General features: G+C 61.6%; 22 protein-coding genes and 2 pseudogenes. 12 read left to right on the forward strand and 12 right to left on the reverse strand.

Annotated elements, in window-relative coordinates; all coding sequences use genetic code 11:
• Positions 1-96: 96 nt before the first annotated feature.
• Together J3361_RS08005 and J3361_RS08010 are read right to left on the reverse strand one after the other, a co-directional pair.
• Entirely contained in the window at positions 97-624 is a 528-nt protein-coding gene (locus J3361_RS08005) for a Bro-N domain-containing protein (RefSeq protein WP_207963780.1), read from the reverse strand.
• A gap of 356 nt (positions 625-980) precedes the next feature.
• Positions 981-1,241 carry an accessory factor UbiK family protein gene (locus tag J3361_RS08010; RefSeq protein ID WP_072343074.1) on the reverse strand — a complete coding sequence of 87 codons (261 nt, stop codon included), beginning with the start codon at positions 1,239-1,241 and terminating at the stop codon, positions 981-983.
• A 414-nt stretch (positions 1,242-1,655) separates the two neighbouring features.
• Here J3361_RS08010 and glnK point away from each other — a divergent pair, with 414 nt between their 5' ends.
• The 4 genes from glnK to sutA all read left to right on the forward strand — a co-directional run bounded on the left by glnK (position 1,656) and on the right by sutA (position 4,426).
• Complete coding sequence (glnK, locus tag J3361_RS08015) at positions 1,656-1,994, forward strand: P-II family nitrogen regulator (RefSeq protein ID WP_002555808.1); 339 nt, start codon at positions 1,656-1,658, stop codon at positions 1,992-1,994.
• A 33-nt stretch (positions 1,995-2,027) separates the two neighbouring features.
• Positions 2,028-3,362, forward strand: a complete 1,335-nt coding sequence (locus J3361_RS08020) for an ammonium transporter (RefSeq protein WP_207963781.1) — start codon at positions 2,028-2,030, stop codon at positions 3,360-3,362.
• 212 nt (positions 3,363-3,574) lie between these two features.
• On the forward strand, positions 3,575-4,000 hold the full coding sequence (locus J3361_RS08025; protein WP_207963947.1) for a secondary thiamine-phosphate synthase enzyme YjbQ: 426 nt from the start codon (positions 3,575-3,577) through the stop codon (positions 3,998-4,000).
• A gap of 102 nt (positions 4,001-4,102) precedes the next feature.
• The gene (gene sutA / locus J3361_RS08030) at positions 4,103-4,426 is read left to right on the forward strand and encodes a transcriptional regulator SutA (protein ID WP_072406034.1); all 324 of its coding nucleotides are present in this window, start codon (positions 4,103-4,105) and stop codon (positions 4,424-4,426) included.
• Positions 4,427-4,767: 341 nt separating this feature from the next.
• Here sutA and J3361_RS08035 read toward each other — a convergent pair whose 3' ends face one another.
• Genes J3361_RS08035 through J3361_RS08060 form a run of 6 tightly spaced genes read right to left on the reverse strand, consistent with a single transcriptional unit; the run spans position 4,768 to position 9,378 of the window.
• Positions 4,768-5,472 carry an HAD-IA family hydrolase gene (locus tag J3361_RS08035; protein ID WP_207963782.1) on the reverse strand — a complete coding sequence of 235 codons (705 nt, stop codon included), beginning with the start codon at positions 5,470-5,472 and terminating at the stop codon, positions 4,768-4,770.
• Positions 5,469-6,368 (reverse strand): tyrosine recombinase XerC, encoded by a 900-nt coding sequence (xerC, locus tag J3361_RS08040; RefSeq protein ID WP_207963948.1) that lies wholly within the window; start codon positions 6,366-6,368, stop codon positions 5,469-5,471. Before xerC ends, J3361_RS08035 begins: the two co-directional genes overlap by 4 nt.
• Before the next feature lie 2 nt (positions 6,369-6,370).
• Positions 6,371-7,093 (reverse strand): DUF484 family protein, encoded by a 723-nt coding sequence (locus tag J3361_RS08045; RefSeq protein ID WP_053126501.1) that lies wholly within the window; start codon positions 7,091-7,093, stop codon positions 6,371-6,373.
• Between the two features lie 13 nt (positions 7,094-7,106).
• Positions 7,107-7,937: a diaminopimelate epimerase gene (gene dapF, locus J3361_RS08050; RefSeq protein WP_207963783.1), complete on the reverse strand. Its 831-nt coding sequence runs from the start codon at positions 7,935-7,937 to the stop codon at positions 7,107-7,109.
• Positions 7,938-7,941: 4 nt separating this feature from the next.
• On the reverse strand, positions 7,942-9,189 hold the full coding sequence (gene lysA / locus J3361_RS08055) for a diaminopimelate decarboxylase (protein WP_186730152.1): 1,248 nt from the start codon (positions 9,187-9,189) through the stop codon (positions 7,942-7,944).
• A 9-nt stretch (positions 9,190-9,198) separates the two neighbouring features.
• Positions 9,199-9,378 (reverse strand): lipoprotein, encoded by a 180-nt coding sequence (locus J3361_RS08060; protein ID WP_018605419.1) that lies wholly within the window; start codon positions 9,376-9,378, stop codon positions 9,199-9,201.
• Between the two features lie 184 nt (positions 9,379-9,562).
• On the opposite strand from J3361_RS08060, the gene cyaY reads away from it, so the two are divergent.
• The 3 genes from cyaY (at position 9,563) to rnk (ending at position 10,814) form a co-directional block, all read left to right on the forward strand.
• On the forward strand, positions 9,563-9,895 hold the full coding sequence (cyaY, locus tag J3361_RS08065; RefSeq protein WP_116643614.1) for an iron donor protein CyaY: 333 nt from the start codon (positions 9,563-9,565) through the stop codon (positions 9,893-9,895).
• A 4-nt stretch (positions 9,896-9,899) separates the two neighbouring features.
• The gene (locus J3361_RS08070) at positions 9,900-10,118 is read left to right on the forward strand and encodes a DUF1289 domain-containing protein (RefSeq protein ID WP_207963785.1); all 219 of its coding nucleotides are present in this window, start codon (positions 9,900-9,902) and stop codon (positions 10,116-10,118) included.
• Positions 10,119-10,403: 285 nt separating this feature from the next.
• The gene (gene rnk, locus J3361_RS08075) at positions 10,404-10,814 is read left to right on the forward strand and encodes a nucleoside diphosphate kinase regulator (protein WP_207963787.1); all 411 of its coding nucleotides are present in this window, start codon (positions 10,404-10,406) and stop codon (positions 10,812-10,814) included.
• 7 nt (positions 10,815-10,821) lie between these two features.
• Here rnk and J3361_RS08080 read toward each other — a convergent pair whose 3' ends face one another.
• From J3361_RS08080 to J3361_RS08090, 3 genes are all read right to left on the reverse strand, one after another.
• Positions 10,822-13,662: a class I adenylate cyclase gene (locus tag J3361_RS08080; protein ID WP_207963789.1), complete on the reverse strand. Its 2,841-nt coding sequence runs from the start codon at positions 13,660-13,662 to the stop codon at positions 10,822-10,824.
• Between the two features lie 168 nt (positions 13,663-13,830).
• Positions 13,831-14,076, reverse strand: coding sequence for a TIGR02647 family protein (locus tag J3361_RS08085; protein WP_157711860.1), 246 nt, complete (start codon positions 14,074-14,076; stop codon positions 13,831-13,833).
• 258 nt (positions 14,077-14,334) lie between these two features.
• Positions 14,335-14,619: a hypothetical protein gene (locus J3361_RS08090; protein ID WP_207963791.1), complete on the reverse strand. Its 285-nt coding sequence runs from the start codon at positions 14,617-14,619 to the stop codon at positions 14,335-14,337.
• A 124-nt stretch (positions 14,620-14,743) separates the two neighbouring features.
• Between J3361_RS08090 and J3361_RS08095 the strand changes: the two genes are divergently transcribed.
• Complete coding sequence (locus J3361_RS08095) at positions 14,744-15,403, forward strand: glutathione S-transferase (RefSeq protein ID WP_207963793.1); 660 nt, start codon at positions 14,744-14,746, stop codon at positions 15,401-15,403.
• Positions 15,404-15,528: 125 nt separating this feature from the next.
• Here the strand turns inward: J3361_RS08095 and argH are convergent, their stop codons facing one another.
• Positions 15,529-16,923, reverse strand: coding sequence for an argininosuccinate lyase (gene argH, locus J3361_RS08100; RefSeq protein ID WP_207963795.1), 1,395 nt, complete (start codon positions 16,921-16,923; stop codon positions 15,529-15,531).
• Positions 16,924-17,242: 319 nt separating this feature from the next.
• Between argH and J3361_RS29450 the strand changes: the two are divergent.
• The 4 genes and pseudogenes from J3361_RS29450 to J3361_RS29455 form a co-directional block, all read left to right on the forward strand.
• Positions 17,243-17,389 (forward strand): annotated as a pseudogene (locus J3361_RS29450) (sensor histidine kinase); the annotation flags it as partial.
• Positions 17,386-18,132 carry a LytTR family DNA-binding domain-containing protein gene (locus J3361_RS08105; protein ID WP_053126481.1) on the forward strand — a complete coding sequence of 249 codons (747 nt, stop codon included), beginning with the start codon at positions 17,386-17,388 and terminating at the stop codon, positions 18,130-18,132. The pseudogene J3361_RS29450 and the gene J3361_RS08105, both read left to right, overlap by 4 nt.
• 137 nt (positions 18,133-18,269) lie before the next feature.
• Positions 18,270-19,211: a hydroxymethylbilane synthase gene (hemC, locus tag J3361_RS08110; protein WP_207963797.1), complete on the forward strand. Its 942-nt coding sequence runs from the start codon at positions 18,270-18,272 to the stop codon at positions 19,209-19,211.
• Positions 19,208-19,954, forward strand: a pseudogene (locus tag J3361_RS29455) (uroporphyrinogen-III synthase); the annotation flags it as partial. The gene hemC and the pseudogene J3361_RS29455, both read left to right, overlap by 4 nt.
• Positions 19,955-19,975: the final 21 nt, after the last annotated feature.

Below are 19,975 nucleotides of genomic sequence, written 5' to 3' on the forward strand. Positions count from 1 at the left end.
TATCCAAACGCCTAAAAATCACGCCTGAGTTCTGACTGAGTCTGCAACTGAAGAACGATTGCACAGCGCTGAATCGAGCGTGACTGAGGGGGATGCTTAGAAAAACTGCAGCGCGCGCGAAGCACGCTTCCACCACGGCGGATTAACCGCGTTTTGTGGCCGCTGCTCATACGGCATCAATTGCGGAACATCCTGCAACCGAATCCAAGGCTGGTTATTCCAGTGCAGCAAATTCAAAGACATATCTGGCCAGTTCAGCACGCTCAGAATTGGGCGTTCGGCTGGGGCTAACTGTTGCGCGTCTCTTAGAGCTGGGACTACGTCGTGAGTGAGCCATTCCCGCAGGCCACGATATTCGGGGCAATAGTGATAGATCAGTAACGCATAGATACCGGACTCGCTGATCAGCAGTACGTTCTCGACAGTGCCGTGAATAAGCATTTTTAAGTTTTGGTATTGGTCAGGATCGAGTTTGCGTAGCGCTCGGTCATCAAGAAAAAGCCGAAGGAACCGGCCCAGATCGCGGGCGCTGAACCAGGGTTGGTTTTGCAGTAGTAGGGCATGGAGGTGCAGCTTGTGACGGATGAAGACGTGGGGAATTAGATAAGCGTCATCGTGATTCATTGAACAGCTCCTTTTGCTTTAAGGGCTGCCATCAATCGTCGCCAAACGATTGGGTGGCAGTTGTGCGCGGGTTGGCGAACCGGAGCAAAAGGAACCCGGCAGACCCGAAGGTCTCCCACGCACAACCGCCATGACTCGATGTGGCGGAAAGGAAGTCCGCCGTCGGATAGTGTGCGCCTTAAGCTGCTCGGGTCGCCAAACCCGGTGCTGAATGTTCAGCATTGAGCGAGCTTAGGAACCTGGACATGGCGGCGCAATCGGACCGAGGCGCTGAGGCTTGTAGGAATTTGCCGGGATGTTGGAAAGGATAGCGATCAAAATATCGCAGCCTTCGGCAGTTCCTACAGGAGTACACATTATTCGATAGATGGATTCATCTTCGCCTCAAGCTCCGCAACCTTGGCCTCCAGGCTTTCGAGCCGCGCCCGGGTCCGGGCCAGCACGACCATCTGGCTGTCGAATTCTTCCCGGCTGACCAGGTCCAGCTTACTGAAGCCGCTTTGCAGCAGAGCCTTGAACTGGCTTTCGATTTCGCTCTTGGGCAGCGGTGTGTCGCCGCTCAGCAGGCGGGAGGCGTGGCCGCTCAGGGCGTCGAGGAGGTCTTTGGGCGCAAGCATGTGCAGTGTCCTGGAAACGATGGCGGGCAGTGTACCACGCAGTGTCTATAGTCAATTCGCAAGCCAGGGATGCACGCTTTTCGCGCATCACGCCGGGCGCCGCTGCACTGTTGTTGTGCGTAACGTTGCGGTTCAAGACGCAGTGCACGTCGAGCAGGTGGCCAAAAGATTGAAATCAGAGGGTTTGGGTGTAGGTGGCAAGGTTTCTGCTTAGAGGCTGATGACCCATGCACTGATGCAGTCGCTGTGACGAATGCAGTGCAGCAGGCGGAACGGGGAGTTTCGTCAGGATCGGTTAACTGGCACCTGTCGGGCAACTTGGGCCGACGACGCGTTACAAAGCCAGGCACTGCGCTTAGACTTGAGTCGGGTTTGTTTTCCTGGGGCAAGTCCACCAATTCGGGAGAAAGTTTCATGAAGCTAGTCACTGCCATCATCAAGCCGTTCAAGTTGGACGACGTGCGCGAGTCGTTGTCCGAGATCGGCGTGCAGGGCATTACCGTTACTGAGGTCAAAGGCTTCGGTCGGCAGAAAGGTCACACCGAGCTGTATCGCGGCGCGGAGTACGTGGTCGATTTCCTGCCCAAGGTGAAGATCGATGTCGCCATTGACGACAAGGATCTTGACCGGGTGATCGAGGCAATCACCAAGGCCGCCAACACCGGCAAGATCGGTGACGGGAAGATCTTTGTGGTCAATCTGGAACAGGCTATTCGCATCCGTACCGGCGAAACCGATACCGACGCCATCTAAGCCGCCAAACCCAACGCCCCAGGAGAAAACAATATGACTCTGCGTAAATTCGCAGGGCTAGGAGCCCTGTTGTCCTTCGCAATGCCTGGCCTGGCCATGGCAGAAGAAGCGGCAGCCCCTGTCCTGAACTCCGGCGACACCGCCTGGATGCTCACGGCCACGATTCTTGTACTGTTCATGACCATTCCCGGCCTGGCACTGTTCTACGGTGGCATGGTCCGGTCGAAAAACCTTCTTTCCGTGATGATGCAGTGCTTTGCCATTACCGGTCTGATCAGCGTCCTGTGGGTCATCTATGGCTACAGCATCGCGTTCGACACCACCGGCATGGAGCAGGGCGTCGTCAACTTCAACTCCTTCGTCGGTGGCCTGGGCAAGGCCTTCCTGGCGGGCGTCACGCCAGCCAGCCTGACCGGCCCGGCGGCGTTGTTCCCTGAGGCGGTGTTCATCACCTTCCAGATGACCTTCGCCATCATCACCCCGGCCCTGATCGTCGGCGCATTTGCCGAGCGGATGAAGTTCTCCGCCATGCTGATCTTCATGGGCGTGTGGTTCACCCTGGTGTATGCACCGATTGCGCACATGGTCTGGTCCGGCAACGGCGGCCTGATGTGGGACTGGGGCGTGCTGGACTTCGCTGGCGGCACCGTGGTGCACATCAACGCCGGTATCGCAGGTTTGGTGGCGTGCCTGGTATTGGGCAAGCGCAAAGGCTTCCCGACCACCCCAATGGCGCCGCATAACCTGGGTTACACCCTGATGGGCGCGGCCATGCTGTGGGTCGGCTGGTTCGGCTTCAACGCCGGTTCCGCTGTCGCCGCCAACGGCACCGCCGGCATGGCGATGCTGGTGACTCAGATCGCGACCGCTGCGGCGGCGCTGGGCTGGATGTTTGCCGAGTGGATCACCCACGGCAAGCCAAGCGCACTGGGCATTGCCTCGGGCGTAGTGGCTGGCCTGGTTGCAATCACCCCGGCTGCCGGCACCGTGGGTCCGATGGGCGCTCTGGTCATCGGCCTGGCGGCAGGCGTGGTGTGCTTCTTCTGCGCTACCACCCTCAAGCGCAAGCTGGGCTATGACGACTCCCTGGACGCCTTCGGCGTACACGGCATCGGCGGTATCCTCGGCGCGATCCTGACCGGTGTGTTTGCCGCTCCGGCACTGGGTGGCTTTGGCACCGTGACCGATATCGGCGCGCAAGTGTGGATTCAATTCAAGGGCGTGGGGTTCACGGTGGTCTACACCGGGATCGTCACCTTCATCATCCTCAAGGTGCTGGACGCCGTCATGGGCCTGCGTGTCACCGAGGAAGAAGAAGCCGTGGGCCTGGACCTGGCCCAGCACAACGAGCGTGGCTACAACCTGTAAATACACGCAATAAAAAATGCCCGGTTCGCCGGGCATTTTTTTGTCTGGAATTTGTCATTGCTCACAAGGTGTGGCGGTTTTTCCGACGCCTTTTGTTGTGGATGCGACATGGGTTTTTATACCGCCAAAGGCTTACATCGAAGCAAGAATATTAGGGCCTTTGTTTTTTCCCAGAGCGCGCTAGAATGCGCGCCGAACGTGCGGAGATCTGTATGTGGCAACAGACGCTGATAACCCTGCGGGCAAGGCCCCGGGGCTTTCATCTGGTGACGGACGAGTTGCTGGCCGGCCTGCCTGAACTCAAGGCCTGTCGTGTCGGTCTGTTGCATCTGTGGCTGCAGCATACCTCGGCCTCGTTGACCATCAACGAGAACGCCGATCCGGCGGTGCGTCGAGACTTCGAACGATTTTTCAATCGGCTGATCCCACAAGGAACCGCCGACTATGAGCACAACGACGAAGGCCTGGACGACCTCCCGGCGCACTTCAAGGCCAGCGTGCTCGGTTGCCAGGTCAGCCTGCCGGTCACGGCGGGACGGCTGGCATTGGGTAGCTGGCAAGGTGTTTATCTGGGCGAGCACCGTGATCACGGCGGTGCTCGTAAAGTCCTCGCCACCTTGTACGGTGAAGGGGCATAACCGCTGATTGCCGGCGGATGTTGAATTTTTTCTGGCAGCCTTCGAACAGATGGCGAAGCTGGGCTATAACTAATCTGCTTTTCGCAAGTCATGAGGTAGAACATGAGCGACGATGATCTGGAAAACGACGACCTCGAAGTAGGCGACGAAGACGAGACCGAAGAAGGCCTTGAAGTGGCGGCTGAAGACGTTGCCGAAGACGATGGCGCCGACGTTCCGGCTCCTACCGCCAAAGGCAAGGCCAAGGCGGCTGTGTCGGTCGACGAATTGCCGAGCGTAGAGGCCAAGAACAAGGAGCGTGATGCGCTCGCCAAGGCCATGGAGGAATTCCTGGCCAGGGGCGGTAAGGTGCAGGAAGTGGAGGCCAACGTGGTCGCGGATCCGCCCAAGAAGCCTGACAACAAGTACGGCAGCCGCCCTATCTGATTGCCTGCTTCTTGCTTGCTGAAAAAGCCCGCCGTCGCTGCGGGCTTTTTCATGGAGGCGATTCCATTCCCAGGCCAGGCGCAGTCCCTGTGGGAGCGGGCTTGCTCGCGAAAGCGGTTTATCTGTCGCATCAATGCTGGATGTGCCGCCGTCTTCGCGAGCAAGCCCGCTCCCACAGGGTTTTGTGCCTGGCGCAGAGCCTCAGGGCACAGCAGAACCAGCGTGGGAGCGAGCTTGCTCGCGATAGCGGTTTGTCTGTTGGCATTGATGTTGGGTGTGCCGCCGCCTTCGCGAGCAAGCTCGCTCCCACATAGGGATTTGGGGCGCTGCGAAGCAGGGGTTCAGGGCTGGCTATGCCACCCAGCCAATAACCCCGGCAGTTCGGTCAGGCTGCGGATTTCCGCGTCCGGCGCGTGATCAGCACTCCAGGGCTTGCCCGCCGGGTTGAACCACACCGCGCGCAAGCCGGCCTGTTGGGCGCCGGCGATGTCGTCGCCCGGGTGATCGCCAACGTGTACGGCGGTGTGTGCCGTGGCGCCGCCGCGTTGCAGGGCTTCGTGGAACAGCCGGGCGTCGGGCTTGGCGATGCCGATGTCTTCGGCGCACAAGGCGAACTTGAAATAATCCGCGAGCCCCAGGCGGCGCACGTCGGCGTTGCCATTGGTGACCACGCCAAGGGCGAAATGGTTGGCGAGGATTTCCAGGGTGGGTTGCACCTCGGGAAAAATGTCCAGTTGATGGCGGGCGTGCAGGAAGGTCTCGAAGGCCTGGTCCGACAGTTCAGAGGCTTGCCACTGGTCGTAGCCGGCCTCTTGCAAGGCACGGAACAGCACCCGCCGGCGCAACGCACTGATGCGATGCTTGAGGTTGGGTTCTTCGCGCAACACTTGCTCGCGAATCGAAAAAAGATGCTCCACCGGCAAGCCGCCCAGGCTCGGGGCGTTGTCGGTCAGCCATTGGCGGAGTACGGCTTCGGCGCTGGCGATCACCGGGGCGGTGTCCCACAAGGTGTCGTCCAGGTCGAAAGTGATGAGCTCGATGGTCATGATTCGTCGCCCTTGATGCGTTTGGCCCTGGGGTGGGCACTGTCATAGACCGTTGCCAGGTGCTGGAAGTCCAAATGGGTGTAGATCTGTGTCGTCTTGATGTCCGAGTGACCCAGCAGCTCTTGCACGGCGCGCAGGTCCTGGGAGGATTCCAACAGATGGCTGGCGAAGGAGTGCCTGAGCATGTGCGGGTGCAGGTTCTGCCCCAGCTCGCGTTCGCCGGCGGCCTTGACCCGTAATTGGATCGCCCGCGGGCCGAGGCGCCGACCGCGTTGGCTGATGAATACCGCATCGTCGGCAGGGTTGGCCAGTGCTCGCAGGGGAAGCCACTGCTCCAGGGCTTCACGGGCCTTGCGGCCGACGGGCAGCAGGCGCGTCTTGCTGCCCTTGCCGAGCACCTGGACCATACCATCGGCCAGGTCCAGTTGATCCAGGTTAAGCCCCGTCAGCTCTGAAAGCCGCAGGCCGGAAGAATAGAACAGCTCGAGAATCGCCTGGTCGCGCCGGGCCAGGAAATCATCCTCGACGGCGCCTTCAAGCAATTGCAGGGCGCGGTCGGTGTCGAGGGTCTTGGGCAGCCGGCGCTCGCCCTTGGGCGGTGCCAGGCCGGTGGCCGGGTCGTGATCGCACAGGCCTTCGCGATTGAGGTAGTGGTACAGGCCACGCACCGCCGACAACAGGCGCGCCAGGCTGCGGGAGGATTGGCCTTGTTGATGCAAGCGGGCGATCAGGCTGCGCAAGCGCTGGATGTCCAGGGCCGACCAACTGCCAATGTTCTGCTTCTGGCACCAGCCCAGCACTTTTTCCAGGTCGCGGCGATAGGCCGATAACGTGTGGGGCGACACCTGGCGCTCACTGCGCAGGTGTTCGCAGTAGGCGTCCAGTTGCCGTTCCATCATCAGCGTACCGGGCGCAGCGAGCCGGCGACCCTTGGCAGCACCCGGCCGGTGACTTCGGCGATGTAGCTCAAAAACAGCGTGCCCACCGAACTCTTGTAGTGCTGCGGATCGCGGCTGGCGATGGCCAGCACGCCGTGCACGCCCTGGTGAGCGATAGCGACGACGGCAGTGGAGCCGATCTGCTTGCGTTGTTCTTCGCCAAACAGGAAGTCCAGCTCATGCTCGCGCAGGCTGCCGCTGACGCTTTTGTCTTCCGTGAGCAGGCCGCCGATGGCCGTCTGCGCTTCGGCGTGGGTCACCCAGCGACCCACCGGCATGGCGTTGTCGCCGAACAGGATCAGGCTGACGAAGGGCACCTGGAAATCCTGGCGCAGGCTGTCTTCGACGCTCATGACCAGGTCTTCGAGGGTGCTGGCGTCCATCAGGGCCAGGATCAGCCGCCGGGTCTTGTCGAAGAGCCGGTCGTTGTCCCGGGCCACGTCCATCAGGTGCGAAAGACGATGGCGCATTTCGATGTTGCGCTCGCGCAGGATTTTCATCTGGTGCTCCACCAGCGACACGGTGTCGCCGCGCCGGTGGGGGATGCGCATCGTCGCAAGCAGTTCTTCATGCTCGACGAAGAAGTCCGGATGAGCCTCCAGATAAGCAGCCACGGCCGCGGTTTCTGGAAGACTGGGGGATTCGTCGGGCTGTGGGGCTGGAACCTGTGGCTGATCGGTCATGGGTTTGGCTCACTCAAAGACGAACTTGTCCTTCGTATACGCGTACTGCCGGGCCGGTCATCATCACCGGCTGGCCAGGGCCTGCCCATTCGATGGACAGGCGCCCGCCGGGCAGGTCGATCAACAATGGCGAATCCATCCACCCCTGGCTGATCGCAGCGACGGCGGCGGCACAGGCGCCGGTCCCGCAGGCCTGGGTTTCCCCGGCGCCGCGTTCCCAGACGCGCAATTGTGCGCGGTGGCGGTCGATGACTTGCAGGAAACCGACATTCACCCGCGCCGGAAAGCGCGGATGGTGTTCGATTTTCGGCCCCAGTTCATGCACCGGGGCACTGTTGATATCGGCCACTCGCAGCACGGCATGGGGGTTGCCCATGGAAACCGCTGCCAATTCCACCGGGGTGCCATCGACGTCGACCTGATAGCTCAAGGCCTGGGCCGGAGCCTGGAACGGGATGTCCGCCGGCACCAGGCGCGGCGCGCCCATGTTGACGCCGATCTGGCCGTCGCTGCGCACATCCAGCTCGATGATGCCGCTCTTGGTCTCGACGCGGATCTGCCGCTTGGCGGTCAGGCGCTTGTCCAGTACGAAGCGGGCGAAGCAGCGCGCGCCGTTGCCGCATTGCTCCACTTCCGAGCCGTCGGCGTTGAAGATCCTATAGCGGAAATCCACGTCCGGGTTGTTCGGCGCCTCGACGATCAGCAACTGGTCGAACCCGATGCCGGTGTGGCGGTCGCCCCATTGCTTGGCATGCTTGGGCTGGATGTGCGCGTGCTGGCTGACCAGGTCGAGGACCATGAAGTCATTGCCCAGGCCGTGCATCTTGGTAAAACGCAGCAGCATGGTTTTACTCCGGCAGCAGGCTTTCGCCGGCAAACAACTCGGCTACCGTCTCGCGGCGACGCACTTCGAATGCCTGATCACCGTCCACCAGCACCTCGGCGCAGCGGCCGCGGGTGTTGTAATTGGAGCTCATGACAAACCCGTAGGCACCGGCCGAATGCACGGCCAGCAAGTCGCCTTCTTCCAGCGCCAGCTCCCGACCCTTGGCCAGGAAATCACCGGTTTCGCAGATCGGCCCGACGATGTCGTAGGGGCGGGCCGCGGTGTCGCGAGGGCGCACGGCGGTGACGTCCATCCATGCCTGGTACAGCGCCGGGCGGATCAGGTCGTTCATCGCCGCATCGACGATGGCGAAATCCTTGTGCTCGGTGTGCTTGAGGTATTCGACCTGGGTCAGCAGCACGCCGGCGTTGGCGACGATGTAGCGGCCGGGCTCGAACATCAGCGCCAGGTCGCGACCGTCGAGGCGTTCGCGCACGGCCTTGATGTAGTCGGCCACCAGCGGCGGCTCTTCATCGCGATAGCGCACGCCGACACCGCCACCCAGGTCGATGTGACGCAGGTAGATGCCGCAATCGCCGAGGCGATCGACCAGCGCCAGCAGGCGGTCGAGGGCATCGATGAACGGTTCCAGGGTGGTCAACTGCGAGCCGATGTGGCAATCGACGCCCAATACTTCCAGGTTCGGCAGTTGGGCAGCACGCACGTACACGTCTTCGGCGTCGGCAATGGCGATGCCGAACTTGTTTTCCTTCAGGCCGGTGGAAATGTACGGGTGTGTGCCGGCGTCGACGTCCGGGTTCACGCGCAGGGAAACCGGCGCGCGGACGCCCAGCTCGGCGGCGACGACTTGCAAGCGCTCGAGCTCATCGGTGGATTCAATGTTGAAGCAGTGCACGCCGACTTCCAGGGCGCGGCGCATGTCTTCGCGGGTCTTGCCGACGCCGGAGAAGACGATCTTGTCGGCGCTGCCACCCGCGGCCAGCACACGCTCGAGCTCGCCACCGGAGACGATGTCGAAACCGGCGCCCAGGCGTGCGAGGACGTTGAGCACGCCCAGGTTCGAGTTGGCTTTTACAGCGAAGCACACCAGGTGCGGCATGCCTTCGAGGGCATCGGCGAATGTCCGATATTGCGCTTCGATGTGGGCACGGGAATAGACGTAGGTCGGCGTGCCGAAACGCTCGGCGATCGCGGACAGGGCAACCCCTTCCGCGAACAGCTCCCCGCCACGGTAGTTAAAAGCGTCCATGGCGTTCCCTTAGTAAGTGGTGTGGGTGTCGTGCGAGTGTGACTTGGATTGCGACGACTTGGCCTGTTCTGCCTGTTCTTCAGGAGACTTGCTGTCATCAGGCAGGTACAGCGGACCTTTTTGACCACAGGCTGTCACGAGGCAGGCAACCGCGACGAGCGCAGCAAGGGAAGAGATCAGGCGCTTCATGGCGAAATCCTTGAAAATGCGTTAATTGCGCCGGAGTATACCGGCCACCCGTCAGCTTGCCTATGCAACGGGGCGCCCGTCCGGCGGCGCTGGTGGTCGTCAGTGGGTTATCCTTTGCAATCGCCGGGAAGCGTCCGTATCTTGCGGCGCTTGAGCATGAGCAGACATTTTCGAGGTTGCCGCAATGAGTTTGACTGAAGCCCGTTTCCACGATCTGGTCGATGCGACCCAGCAAACGCTGGAGGATGTGTTCGACGAGAGTGAGCTGGACATCGACCTGGAAAGCTCCGCCGGTGTACTCACCGTCAAGTTCGAAAACGGCAGCCAGTTGATTTTCAGTCGCCAGGAGCCGTTGCGGCAGTTGTGGCTGGCGGCGGTCTCCGGTGGCTTTCACTTCGACTACGACGAGGAAAGCGAACGTTGGATGTGCGACAAGAGCGAAGAACAACTGGGCGAAATGCTCGAGCGCATCGTCAAGCAGCAGGCTGACGTGGAACTCGATTTCGAAGGCCTGTGATTGCGTGAGCCAGACCGCCCCGCCACGGCCACCCAAGCCGCTCTACAGCAACGTCAGCCCCGCCGTGCCGTCGCCGTGTACCGGCGTGTGCAAGTTGGATGAACGCAAGGTCTGCCTCGGATGTTTGCGCCATGTGGAAGATATCCGCGAATGGCGCTCGGCCGACGACGAGCGGCGGCGGGTCATTTGTGCCGAGGCGCTCAAGCGCAGACTCTTGAAGTAGCCAACACCTGATGGCCAGGCTTTTTGTGGCGAGGGAGCTTGCTCCCGCTCGGCTGCGCAGCAGTCGCAGTTTTTTGGGGTCGCTTCGCAACCCAGCGGGAGCAAGCTCCCTCGCCACAAGGGTTCGGTGGTGTCCATGGGCAGGGCAAATCCTGCCCGGGTTGTTTATTTATTGAGCTGTGGTAGTGTCCGGCTACGCCTCAATCCATCGAGGTCCGTGAAAACCCCGCCTTTTTGTGGCGGGGTTTTGCTTTTTTTGTGCAGAAGAAAGGAGTCTGCCTGGATCATGACCGCACCTTCCATCACCCTTACCCGCCTGGACGTACAGCGTCTGGAACGCCTGATCGACAGCCTTGATGAAACGCTGCCGGGCGTGATTGCGTTGCAAACCGAACTGGATCGCGCCGAAAACGTAGTGGGCCACGAAGACGTGCCTGCCGATGTCGTGACCATGAACTCGCGAGTGCACTGCCGCGAAGAAAGCAGCGGCAAGGACTATCACCTGACGCTGGTTTATCCACAGGACGCCAAGGCCGACGAAGGTCGGATCTCGATCCTGGCGCCGGTGGGCAGTGCCTTGCTGGGCCTGAAGGTCGGCCAGCACATCGACTGGCCGGCCCCGGGTGGCAAGACACTGAAGCTGACGTTGCTGGAAGTCGAGTCGCAGCCGGTCAATGGCGGCGACTGCGCGTTCTGAGCCTGTCTCAGACCAGGCTCAGCGCCTCGTTCAGCGCGCGCTCCAGGTCGGCCTTGTAGCGCAGGTACAAATTGGTTGAGCAGGCGCCGTCGCCCACCAGCCCGGAGAGGTCCAGGTCGGTGATGTAGCAGCGATAGCGCTGGGCTTCGTGGCGCTGTTCGACGATCTCCCTGGCGACCACGCGGAACAGCTGGTCGCCATGCTCCAGTTCGGAAAACTCCTGCTGATCGCAGTACAAGGTGACATGCACCTGCCCGTGCGCCGCCTTGCCGATGATCGCCTGCACGTCATAGAACGGTTTGTTGACCGGCGTCTGCGGGGCTTGCCGTGCTTCGATCCGTCGTGCCCGGCCACCTGAAGGCAGCAACTGGTAGTACAGGGTTTCCAGGCTCAGCGGCTGGGCGGCATCCAGCGGTAGCAGGGCGTCGCGGCGGTACAGCACCGATTGCAGAAAGCGCTGCAGCGGCACCAGCAGGCTTTGTTCGTCGTGATACGGCACGCGTTGTTGCCACAGCGCGTTGAGTTCATCAAGCACGTACAGGTCGGCTTCGTCTTCGTTAGTCCGGTAGAACACCTGGATGCACTCGGGTTGCCCCATGGGCAGGATCAGCGCCAGGTCATGGTCCTCCAGCGCCATCGGGTCCAGGTGCAAGGGGCTGTAGGCCGTCAGTTCTTCGCCCAGGTAATCCATCAGCGCCGATAAGCTGCCTAAGGCCACGTGATTGACCTGGCCGGGCACCAATTCCAGCACGTGATAGTGCTGCTGGACCTGAAGTAGATAACGGTAATTGAGCCTGCTCAATAACAGGGTCTGGGCTGTTTCAATGACTTCCTCGACGCGCCGCGCAATGAACTGGGCGCGGTTGTGGCAGAAGCAGCGCACCTGCAAGCGCGGCTGGCGCTGGGTGACGGGCAGGTCGTTGAGGTAGTCGCGCAGGCAATCGAGCAGGGCGTGTTCGCCGTCGAAACGGTTGACCAGCACCTCATTCCAACTGTTGAGCGTGACCTGGTCGAGGGTCAGCACCAGGTTTTCCCGGACCCCGGCATAGCTCAGGGAGTCGGTACGCTCGGTGGTCATCAGAATGTTCAAATCGCGGTGGTGCTTGAGCGGATCGACGCCGACGTTCACCAGGATCAGCACTTCGCTGGGCACACTGGCGCGCAGCAACTGCGCTTCATCCACCGTGACCAAGGGTAGGGCGATGGACTGTTGCAGGCTGCCCAGCAGGTTGAACAGCTCGAACTCGCTCAGGTCGCTGCTACCTGGGTGCAGCGCCAGGCGCGTACTGCTGTCGATCACGCCGTTGCGATGGCACCAGGTCAACAGCTCCAGCAACTCCCGGCAGCGCTTGATCGGGGCGAAGTTCTCCCACTCCAGGGCGTTGAGGCTGCCGTTGTACAGGCCCCACTGGTTCTGCCCGGGTTCTTTCTTGTTGGGCGACTGGACCAGGGTCAAGGTGTCTTCGGCCAGGTCCGGCGCGATGCCGGGGTTGATGAACTCGACCTTGTCGGCCTTGCGCTCGAAAGCGGCGTACAGCCGACGGCCCAGCACGTTGAGATCGCGCTTGTTGATCAGGCTGACAGTTTTCTCGGTGCGGGCGAACTGGGTCAGGAAGCGGTAGCTGTGGGTGAGTTCGTTGACCAGTGCGCGCCGCTCGTGGCTGACCTGGCGGACTTTCCATTGGCTGCGGCTGTCCAGCAGCGCCAGTTGACGCTGGTCCCAGCCCCATTCCCGGGCCAGTCGTTCAAGCAGCACCCGTTGCCAGCCACTGCTGCGCGCCTGGCCGGTGAGTTTGCGATTGACCTTCAAGTACAGCGCGCGGCGGATCAGCTCCAGGCGTTCGGGTTCGCCACGGGCATTGAGGTATTCCTCGATGCGGCGGTAAACCAGCATGTACGGGTCCAGCTCTTCCAGGTCCAGGAGATTGGCGAACACGGCCTGTTTGAAGCGCAGGCTCAGGCACCGCACGTTCGGGTGTTCGCTGGCATAGACCTCGGTCAGCAGCAGCTTGAGCACGGACTTGTAGGGCGATTCGATACCCTTGAACAGCTGCCAGAGCCCGGCGCCGACGAATTCGCCTGGCGGAATGTAGGCCAGATGCCCCAGGTCCAGGGTTTCATCCGCACGAATGAAACGCTTGGACATCAGCGTATGGGTGTACTGCTCGTAGTTCTCTTCTTCATAGACCGGTACCAACCACCAGATCGGCGTGCGCCCGGCCAGCCAGATCGCGGTGCGGTAGAACTCGTCCAGCAACAGGTAATGCTGGGTGGTGCCGCAATCGTCGGAACTGAGCTGGTTGTCCCGCTCGCCCCGCACGAAGCGCGCCGGGTCGATCAGGAAAAAGTGCGCTTCGGCGCCCTGGGTCGCGGCCCATATCTCCAGCAACTGGCATTTCTTGCGCAGCTCGGCCAGCTCATCGTCGCTCAGGTCCGGCCCGTGGCAGACCCACACGTCCATGTCGCTCTGATCGGCCTGGGCCAGGGTGCCGAGGCTGCCCATCAGGAACAGGCCCAGGATCGGGCGAGGCGGGTTGCCGCCGTGCCGAGGCTTGTAGGAAAACGAACGGGTCAGCCGCTGGGCTTCGACAAGGACGTCGGCGTCAGGCTCGTAGTTCGACAGTCCGGCAGGCGTGCTGCCGGAGACGTAGCCGGGCAGCAGCGGATGGTTGACGTGGAAGAACAGCGGCAGCAACGTCAGTACGCCTTGCTGGCGCGGCGACAGGCCTTCGAGGGCGCGCTCCATCCGCACGGTGTTGAGCTTGAGGAAACGTGCGCGCAACTGGCTCAGCACCTTGCGGTCGATTCCTTCGTCCAGATCGGGGCGTATTTCGTGGTTGCGGGTCATGTCGGCTCAAACCGGCTCGCGGCGTCGAACGTGGGGTGATGGCAGGTTAGCGCCCGGTCTTGGGAATACTTAAGCTGAAAACAGGATTTTGAGGTTGGTTTTTTACGCAGGGCGCCAGTGCGCCGGCGGAAATCCCGTAGAGGAGATTTCCGTGGGCGGCAGGGGGGATCAGGCGGTTTCTTGAACGCTGAGAATAGTCAGGACGGTTTGTACATTCTGCGCGGCATCACGCCCAAGGCTGGTCAGGTAGCCACCATCGGGTTGATCGATCAGCTCTTTTTCGAACAGGCGTTGGGCAGCGGCAATCGCTTTAGGGGCGGCGGTCTGATGAATTTTCAGGCCTTCCTGGGAACTGTCCAGGTTGAAGAGTGCGAGGATTTCCAGTTCGGCAACCAACTCAGGGGTAAGCGACATAAGGACTCCAGACTTTCTAGGAATTTGGTCGACAGCGTCACTAAGGTGAGCGCACTCGGCCGAGCTGTCCAGTGTCAGTGTCATGCTTTTTTTGTTTTTTTGGGGGGCGAGTCGAGGCAAGCCTCATGTGGCGAGGGGATTTATCCCCGCTGGGGCGCGAAGCGCCCCAAAAAAGGTGGCGACGTTTGATTCTCAGGCCTGCTGCGCAGGCCAGCGGGGATAAATCCCCTCGCCACAGGAGCGGCGTCGCCTTTCGGTTCAGTTTTTTTCCGGCGGCAACTCAGGCAAGGCGCGCAAGGCGGCTTCGTACCACTGGGTATTGAACGGGCGATCTTCTTCCAGGATCGCGTCGATTTCCACCGCCAGCACATGGGCCATAAGATTGAGGATTTCTTCGCGTTCATAACCCACCAGCGTCAACTTGTTGAACGTGGCCTTGGCCGCTGGCGGGTTGTCACTTTCGATCTGGTTTTCGATGGCCTGGATCAGCGTGTTCTCGACGAACGCTTCTTCGTCGCTGTCGATATCGATTGGCTCGCTCATGGCAGGCTCCTGTAAGAAAGGTCGCCAGTTTACCTGCATTCAGCGGCGTGATGCGCCTGGCAAGAAACGCCCTGACCGTCTATAACGCAAGGCTGCCAACCCCGCACGGCCTGGAGGCTTTGTAATGCTCAAGCTTTATGGTTTCTCCGTCAGTAATTATTACAACATGGTCAAGCTGGCGCTGCTGGAGAAGGGCGTGCCCTTCGAAGAGGTCCAGTTCTCCGGCGCCCAGACCCCGGAAGCCCTGGCCATCAGCCCGCGTGGCAAGGTGCCGGTGCTGAAGACCGAACAGGGTTTTATCAACGAGACCAGCGTCATCCTTGAATACATCGAGCAGACCCAGCCGGGTAAGGCCTTGCTGCCAGCCGATCCATTCGAGCGCGCCCAGGTGTTGGCCTTGTGCCGGGAAATCGAGTTGTACATTGAGCTGCCCGGACGGGCCTGCTATGGCGAGGCGTTCATGGGCATGCAAGTAGCCGATGCCACCAAGGAAAAATCCAAGGCCGAATTGCTGCTGGGGTTCGCCTCGCTCGGCCGACACGGCAAGTTCTCGCCCTATGTGGCGGGCGACAGCCTGAGCCTCGCGGATCTGTATTTCTATTTCAGCCTTTCGCTGGCGTTGCAGGTGGGCAAGAAGGTCTTCGATATGGATTTGCTGGCGGACATGCCAGCGGCCAAGGCCTTGATGGATCGGTTGGAGCAGAACCCGAACGTGCAGCGGATCGCTGTGGACAAGGAGGCAGCGATGCCAGCGTTTTTGGCGATGATCGCGGCCAAAAAGTGAGGTTTTTGCAGTTCTGAAGATCGCCATCGCGAGCAGGCTCGCTCCCACAGTAGATCTTCAGTGAGCTCAAAATCTTGTGAGCATGGAGATCAAATGTGGGAGCGAGCCTGCTCGCGAAGCTGTTATTAGCGGCTGGCGATCAGCGCCTGGCCACGCACCACGGCTGCCTTGACCTGCGCCGGCGCGGTGCCGCCGATGTGGTCACGGGCATTGACCGAGCCTTCGAGGGTCAGCACGGCGAATACGTCCTGCTCGATCTGGTCGCTGAACTGGCGCAGTTCGTCCAGGCTCATTTCCGCCAGGTCCTTGCCGGTGTCCACACCGTATTTCACGGCATGGCCGACAATCTCATGGCAGTCGCGGAACGGCAGGCCACGGCGAACCAGGTAATCGGCCAGGTCGGTGGCAGTGGAGAAGCCGCGCAGGGCCGCTTCGCGCATCACTGCGTGCTTGGGCTTGATGGCCGGGATCATGTCGGCGAACGCCCGCAGCGAATCGCGCAAGGTATCGGCGGCGTCGAACAGCGGTTCCTTGTCTTCCTGGTTGTCCTTGTTGTAGGCCAGCGGCTGGCCTTTCATCAGGGTCAGCAGGCCCATCAGTGCGCCGAACACCCGGCCACTCTTGCCGCGCACCAGTTCCGGCACGTCGGGGTTTTTCTTTTGCGGCATGATCGAGCTGCCGGTGCAGAAGCGGTCGGGCAAGTCGATGAATTGGAACTGCGCGCTGGTCCACAGCACCAGCTCTTCGGAGAAGCGCGACAGGTGCATCATCGCGATGCTCGCGGCGGCGCAGAATTCGATGGCGAAATCGCGGTCCGAGACATTATCCAGCGAGTTGCCGCCGACGGCGTCGAAGCCCAGCAACTGCGCGGTGTATTCGCGATCGATCGGGTAGGTGGTGCCGGCCAGCGCGGCGCTGCCCAGGGGCATGCGGTTGGTGCGCTTGCGGCAGTCCACCAGGCGTTCGTAGTCGCGGCTGAGCATTTCAAACCAGGCCAGCATGTGATGCCCAAACGTTACAGGTTGGGCAGTCTGCAGGTGTGTGAAGCCCGGCATGATGCTCTCGGCCTCGCGCTCGGCTTGCTCCAGCAGGCCTTTTTGCAGGCGCGTGATTTCGGCCAGGATCAGGTCGATTTCATCCCGCAGCCACAGGCGGATGTCGGTGGCGACCTGGTCGTTGCGGCTGCGGCCGGTGTGGAGTTTCTTGCCGGTCACGCCGATGCGGTCGGTCAGGCGTGCCTCGATGTTCATGTGCACGTCTTCCAGGTCGACGCGCCAGTCGAACTGGCCGGCCTCGATTTCAGCCTCGATGGTCTTCAGGCCGTCGATGATGCTGTCGCGCTCGGCATCGGTCAGCACGCCGACTTTGGCCAGCATGGTGGCGTGGGCGATCGAACCCATGATGTCGTGGCGATACAGGCGCTGGTCAAAATTGACGGAGGCGGTGAAGCGGGCGACGAAGGCGTCGACGGGTTCACTGAAGCGGCCGCCCCAGGACTGATTGGTCTTGTCAGTGCTCATGAATTCGCTCGTGATCGGCTGTGGAGAAAGTAGCGGTTAAAGGCTGCGGCGGATGATAGCAGGGTTGCCGCGACTGGCGCTGGCACTGGTCGGCAGGTTTTTTCGATCGAGCCTTGGGATCCAAGAAGGTTTTCGCACAACGATATTTTTCGATTGAGCAATATCGTCGTGGCAACCGTCTACAGTGGACGGTAGGACTTTTGCTTTTTTCCATCCATGGCGCACCGAAAAATAGAAGAAGGGGGAGCTCATATTGGTCAGATCGACAGTTAACAATCCCTACGGCGACGCCGTGCGACAACGGGCCTCGGGCATCGGTCGGCAAGCGCTGGTAAAGATAGACAACCGCCTCGCGGCACTTTTTGGCCCTCGAACGAGTCTTAGCGTGGATCGCGGTGACGGATGTCACTTCCCCTGTCTACGCTATCCTTGTGCGAGACTCACGCAGGAATCCAGCGCAATATGAATGTCCTGATCGTTGATGACGAACCACTGGCCCGCGAGCGCCTGAGCCGAATGGTTGGCGAGCTCGAGGGTTACAGTGTCCTGGAGCCGAGCGCCACCAATGGCGACGAGGCGTTGGCCCTTATCGACAGCCACAAGCCGGATATCGTGCTGCTCGACATTCGCATGCCTGGCCTGGACGGCCTGCAGGTGGCGGCGAAGTTGTGCGAGCGAGAATCGCCGCCCGCCGTGGTGTTCTGTACCACCCGGGATGACTTCCCACCCGAGGTGTTGCAGGCCGGCTCCGTGGGCTACCTGGTCAAGCCCGTGGCCTCCGAGGCGTTGCTCGAAGCCTTGCGCAAGGCCGAGCGACCCAACCGCGTGCAACTGGCGGCGCTGACCCGTCCGGCCGCCGAAAGCGGCAGCGGTCCGCGCAGCCATATCAGTGCGCGCACCCGCAAAGGCATCGAATTGATCCCCTTGAACCAGGTGGTCTACTTCATTGCCGACCATAAGTACGTGACGTTGCGCCATGAGAGTGGCGAGGTGTTGCTGGACGAACCCCTCAAGGCCCTTGAAGACGAGTTCGGCGAACGCTTCGTGCGCATCCACCGCAACGCCCTCGTGGCCCGCGAGCGTATCGAGCGTTTGCAGCGCACGCCCCTTGGGCATTTCCAACTGTTCCTCAAAGGCCTCAATGGCGACGCGCTGATTGTCAGCCGGCGGCACGTGGCCGGCGTGCGCAAGATGATGCAGCAGCTTTAGCCGGGCGGTCCAAGGCGTTCAACGCGTTTCATTTCGGGGATCTGGCGGCCAGGGAGGCCTTGGGGTCGTGATTCAAATCAAAGCGGTTTTGGCTGAGCTGTTATTATCTGCCGTATCTTTTAAGTACGGATTGATCCATGTCCCTTCGCGAGATCCGCATCGCCACCCGTAAAAGTGCCTTGGCCCTCTGGCAGGCCGAATACGTCAAAGCCCGCCTGGAAGCGGCCCATCCCGGCCTGAGCGTGACCCTGGTGCCCATGGTCAGTCGCGGTGACAAGCTGCTGGACTCGCCGCTGTCGAAGATCGGCGGCAAGGGCCTGTTCGTCAAGGAACTGGAAACCGCGTTGCTGGACAACGAAGCCGACATCGCCGTGCATTCGATGAAAGACGTGCCCATGGACTTTCCCGAAGGCCTGGGCCTGTTTTGCATCTGCGAGCGAGAAGACCCCCGCGATGCGTTCGTCTCCAACACGTTTTCCAGACTTGAGGCACTGCCTGCCGGAAGCGTGGTCGGCACCTCCAGCTTGCGTCGCCAGGCGCAATTGTTGACGCGGCGTCCGGACCTGCAAATCCGTTTCCTGCGTGGCAACGTCAACACGCGCTTGGCCAAGCTCGATGCCGGCGAATACGACGCCATCATCCTCGCCGCCGCCGGCTTGATCCGCCTGGGCTTCGAAGACCGTATCACCTCGGCCATCAGCGTCGATGACAGCCTGCCGGCCGGTGGGCAAGGCGCGGTGGGTATCGAGTGCCGCAGCGCCGACAGCGACATCCATGCCCTGCTGGCGCCGCTGCATCATGCAGACACCGCCACGCGGGTGTTCGCCGAGCGCGCGCTGAACAAACATCTCAATGGCGGCTGCCAGGTGCCGATCGCCTGTTATGCCGTGCTGGAGGGTGAGCAGGTCTGGTTGCGCGGCCTGGTGGGGGATCCCAACGGTGGCCGGTTGCTCAGCGCCGAGGCCCGGGCGCCGCGCCATGACGCCGAAGCATTGGGTGTGCGGGTGGCCGAAGACTTGCTGAGCCAGGGCGCCGCCGACATCCTCAAGGCGGTCTACGGCGAGGCCGGCCACGCGTGACGGGGTGGCGGCTGCTGCTCACCCGGCCAGCGGACGAGTCGGAGGCGCTGGCGACGGTTCTGGCCGAAGCGGGGGTCTACAGCAGCAGCTTGCCATTGCTGGAGATCGAGCCGGTCCCGCTGTCCGATGCCGGGCGGGTGATATTCCAGGCGCTGGACCAATACTCTGCCGTGATCGTCGTCAGCAAACCTGCCGCACGCCTGTGCGTCGAGCTGTTGCGCCAATACTGGCCCCAGCCGCCGGACCAACCCTGGTTCAGCGTGGGCGCGGCCACCGGACAGATCCTCGCCGATGCTGGCCTTACCGTGTTTTATCCCGATCACGGCGATGACAGCGAAGCCTTGCTGGAACACTTGGTCTTGCGCCAGGCTGTATCGCGGCCCGACCCGAAGGTCTTGATCGTGCGGGGCGAAGGCGGGCGAGGCTTGCTGGCAGAGCGTTTGCGCGAGCAAGGTGCTAGTGTCGATTACCTGGAATTGTACCGTCGCCACTTGCCCGATTACGGCGAAGGGGCGTTGCCGGCGAAAGTCGAAGCGGAACGCTTGAATGCCCTGGTGGTCAGCAGTGGGCAGGGCTTCGAGCATCTGCAGCGGTTGGCCGGCGATGCGTGGCCGGCCCTGGCGCGGTTACCGTTGTTTGTGCCAAGCCCAAGGGTTGCCGAGATGGCGCGTGCCGCCGGGGCCCGAACAGTTGTGGATTGCCGTGGCGCCAATGCCGCGGCTTTGCTGGCGGCGTTACGGGAACACTCCGTGCCGTTTTCTAAT

It is taken from the genome of Pseudomonas sp. OA65 (genome assembly GCF_017498305.1).
Taxonomy (GTDB): Bacteria; Pseudomonadota; Gammaproteobacteria; order Pseudomonadales; family Pseudomonadaceae; genus Aquipseudomonas; species Aquipseudomonas zanjanensis.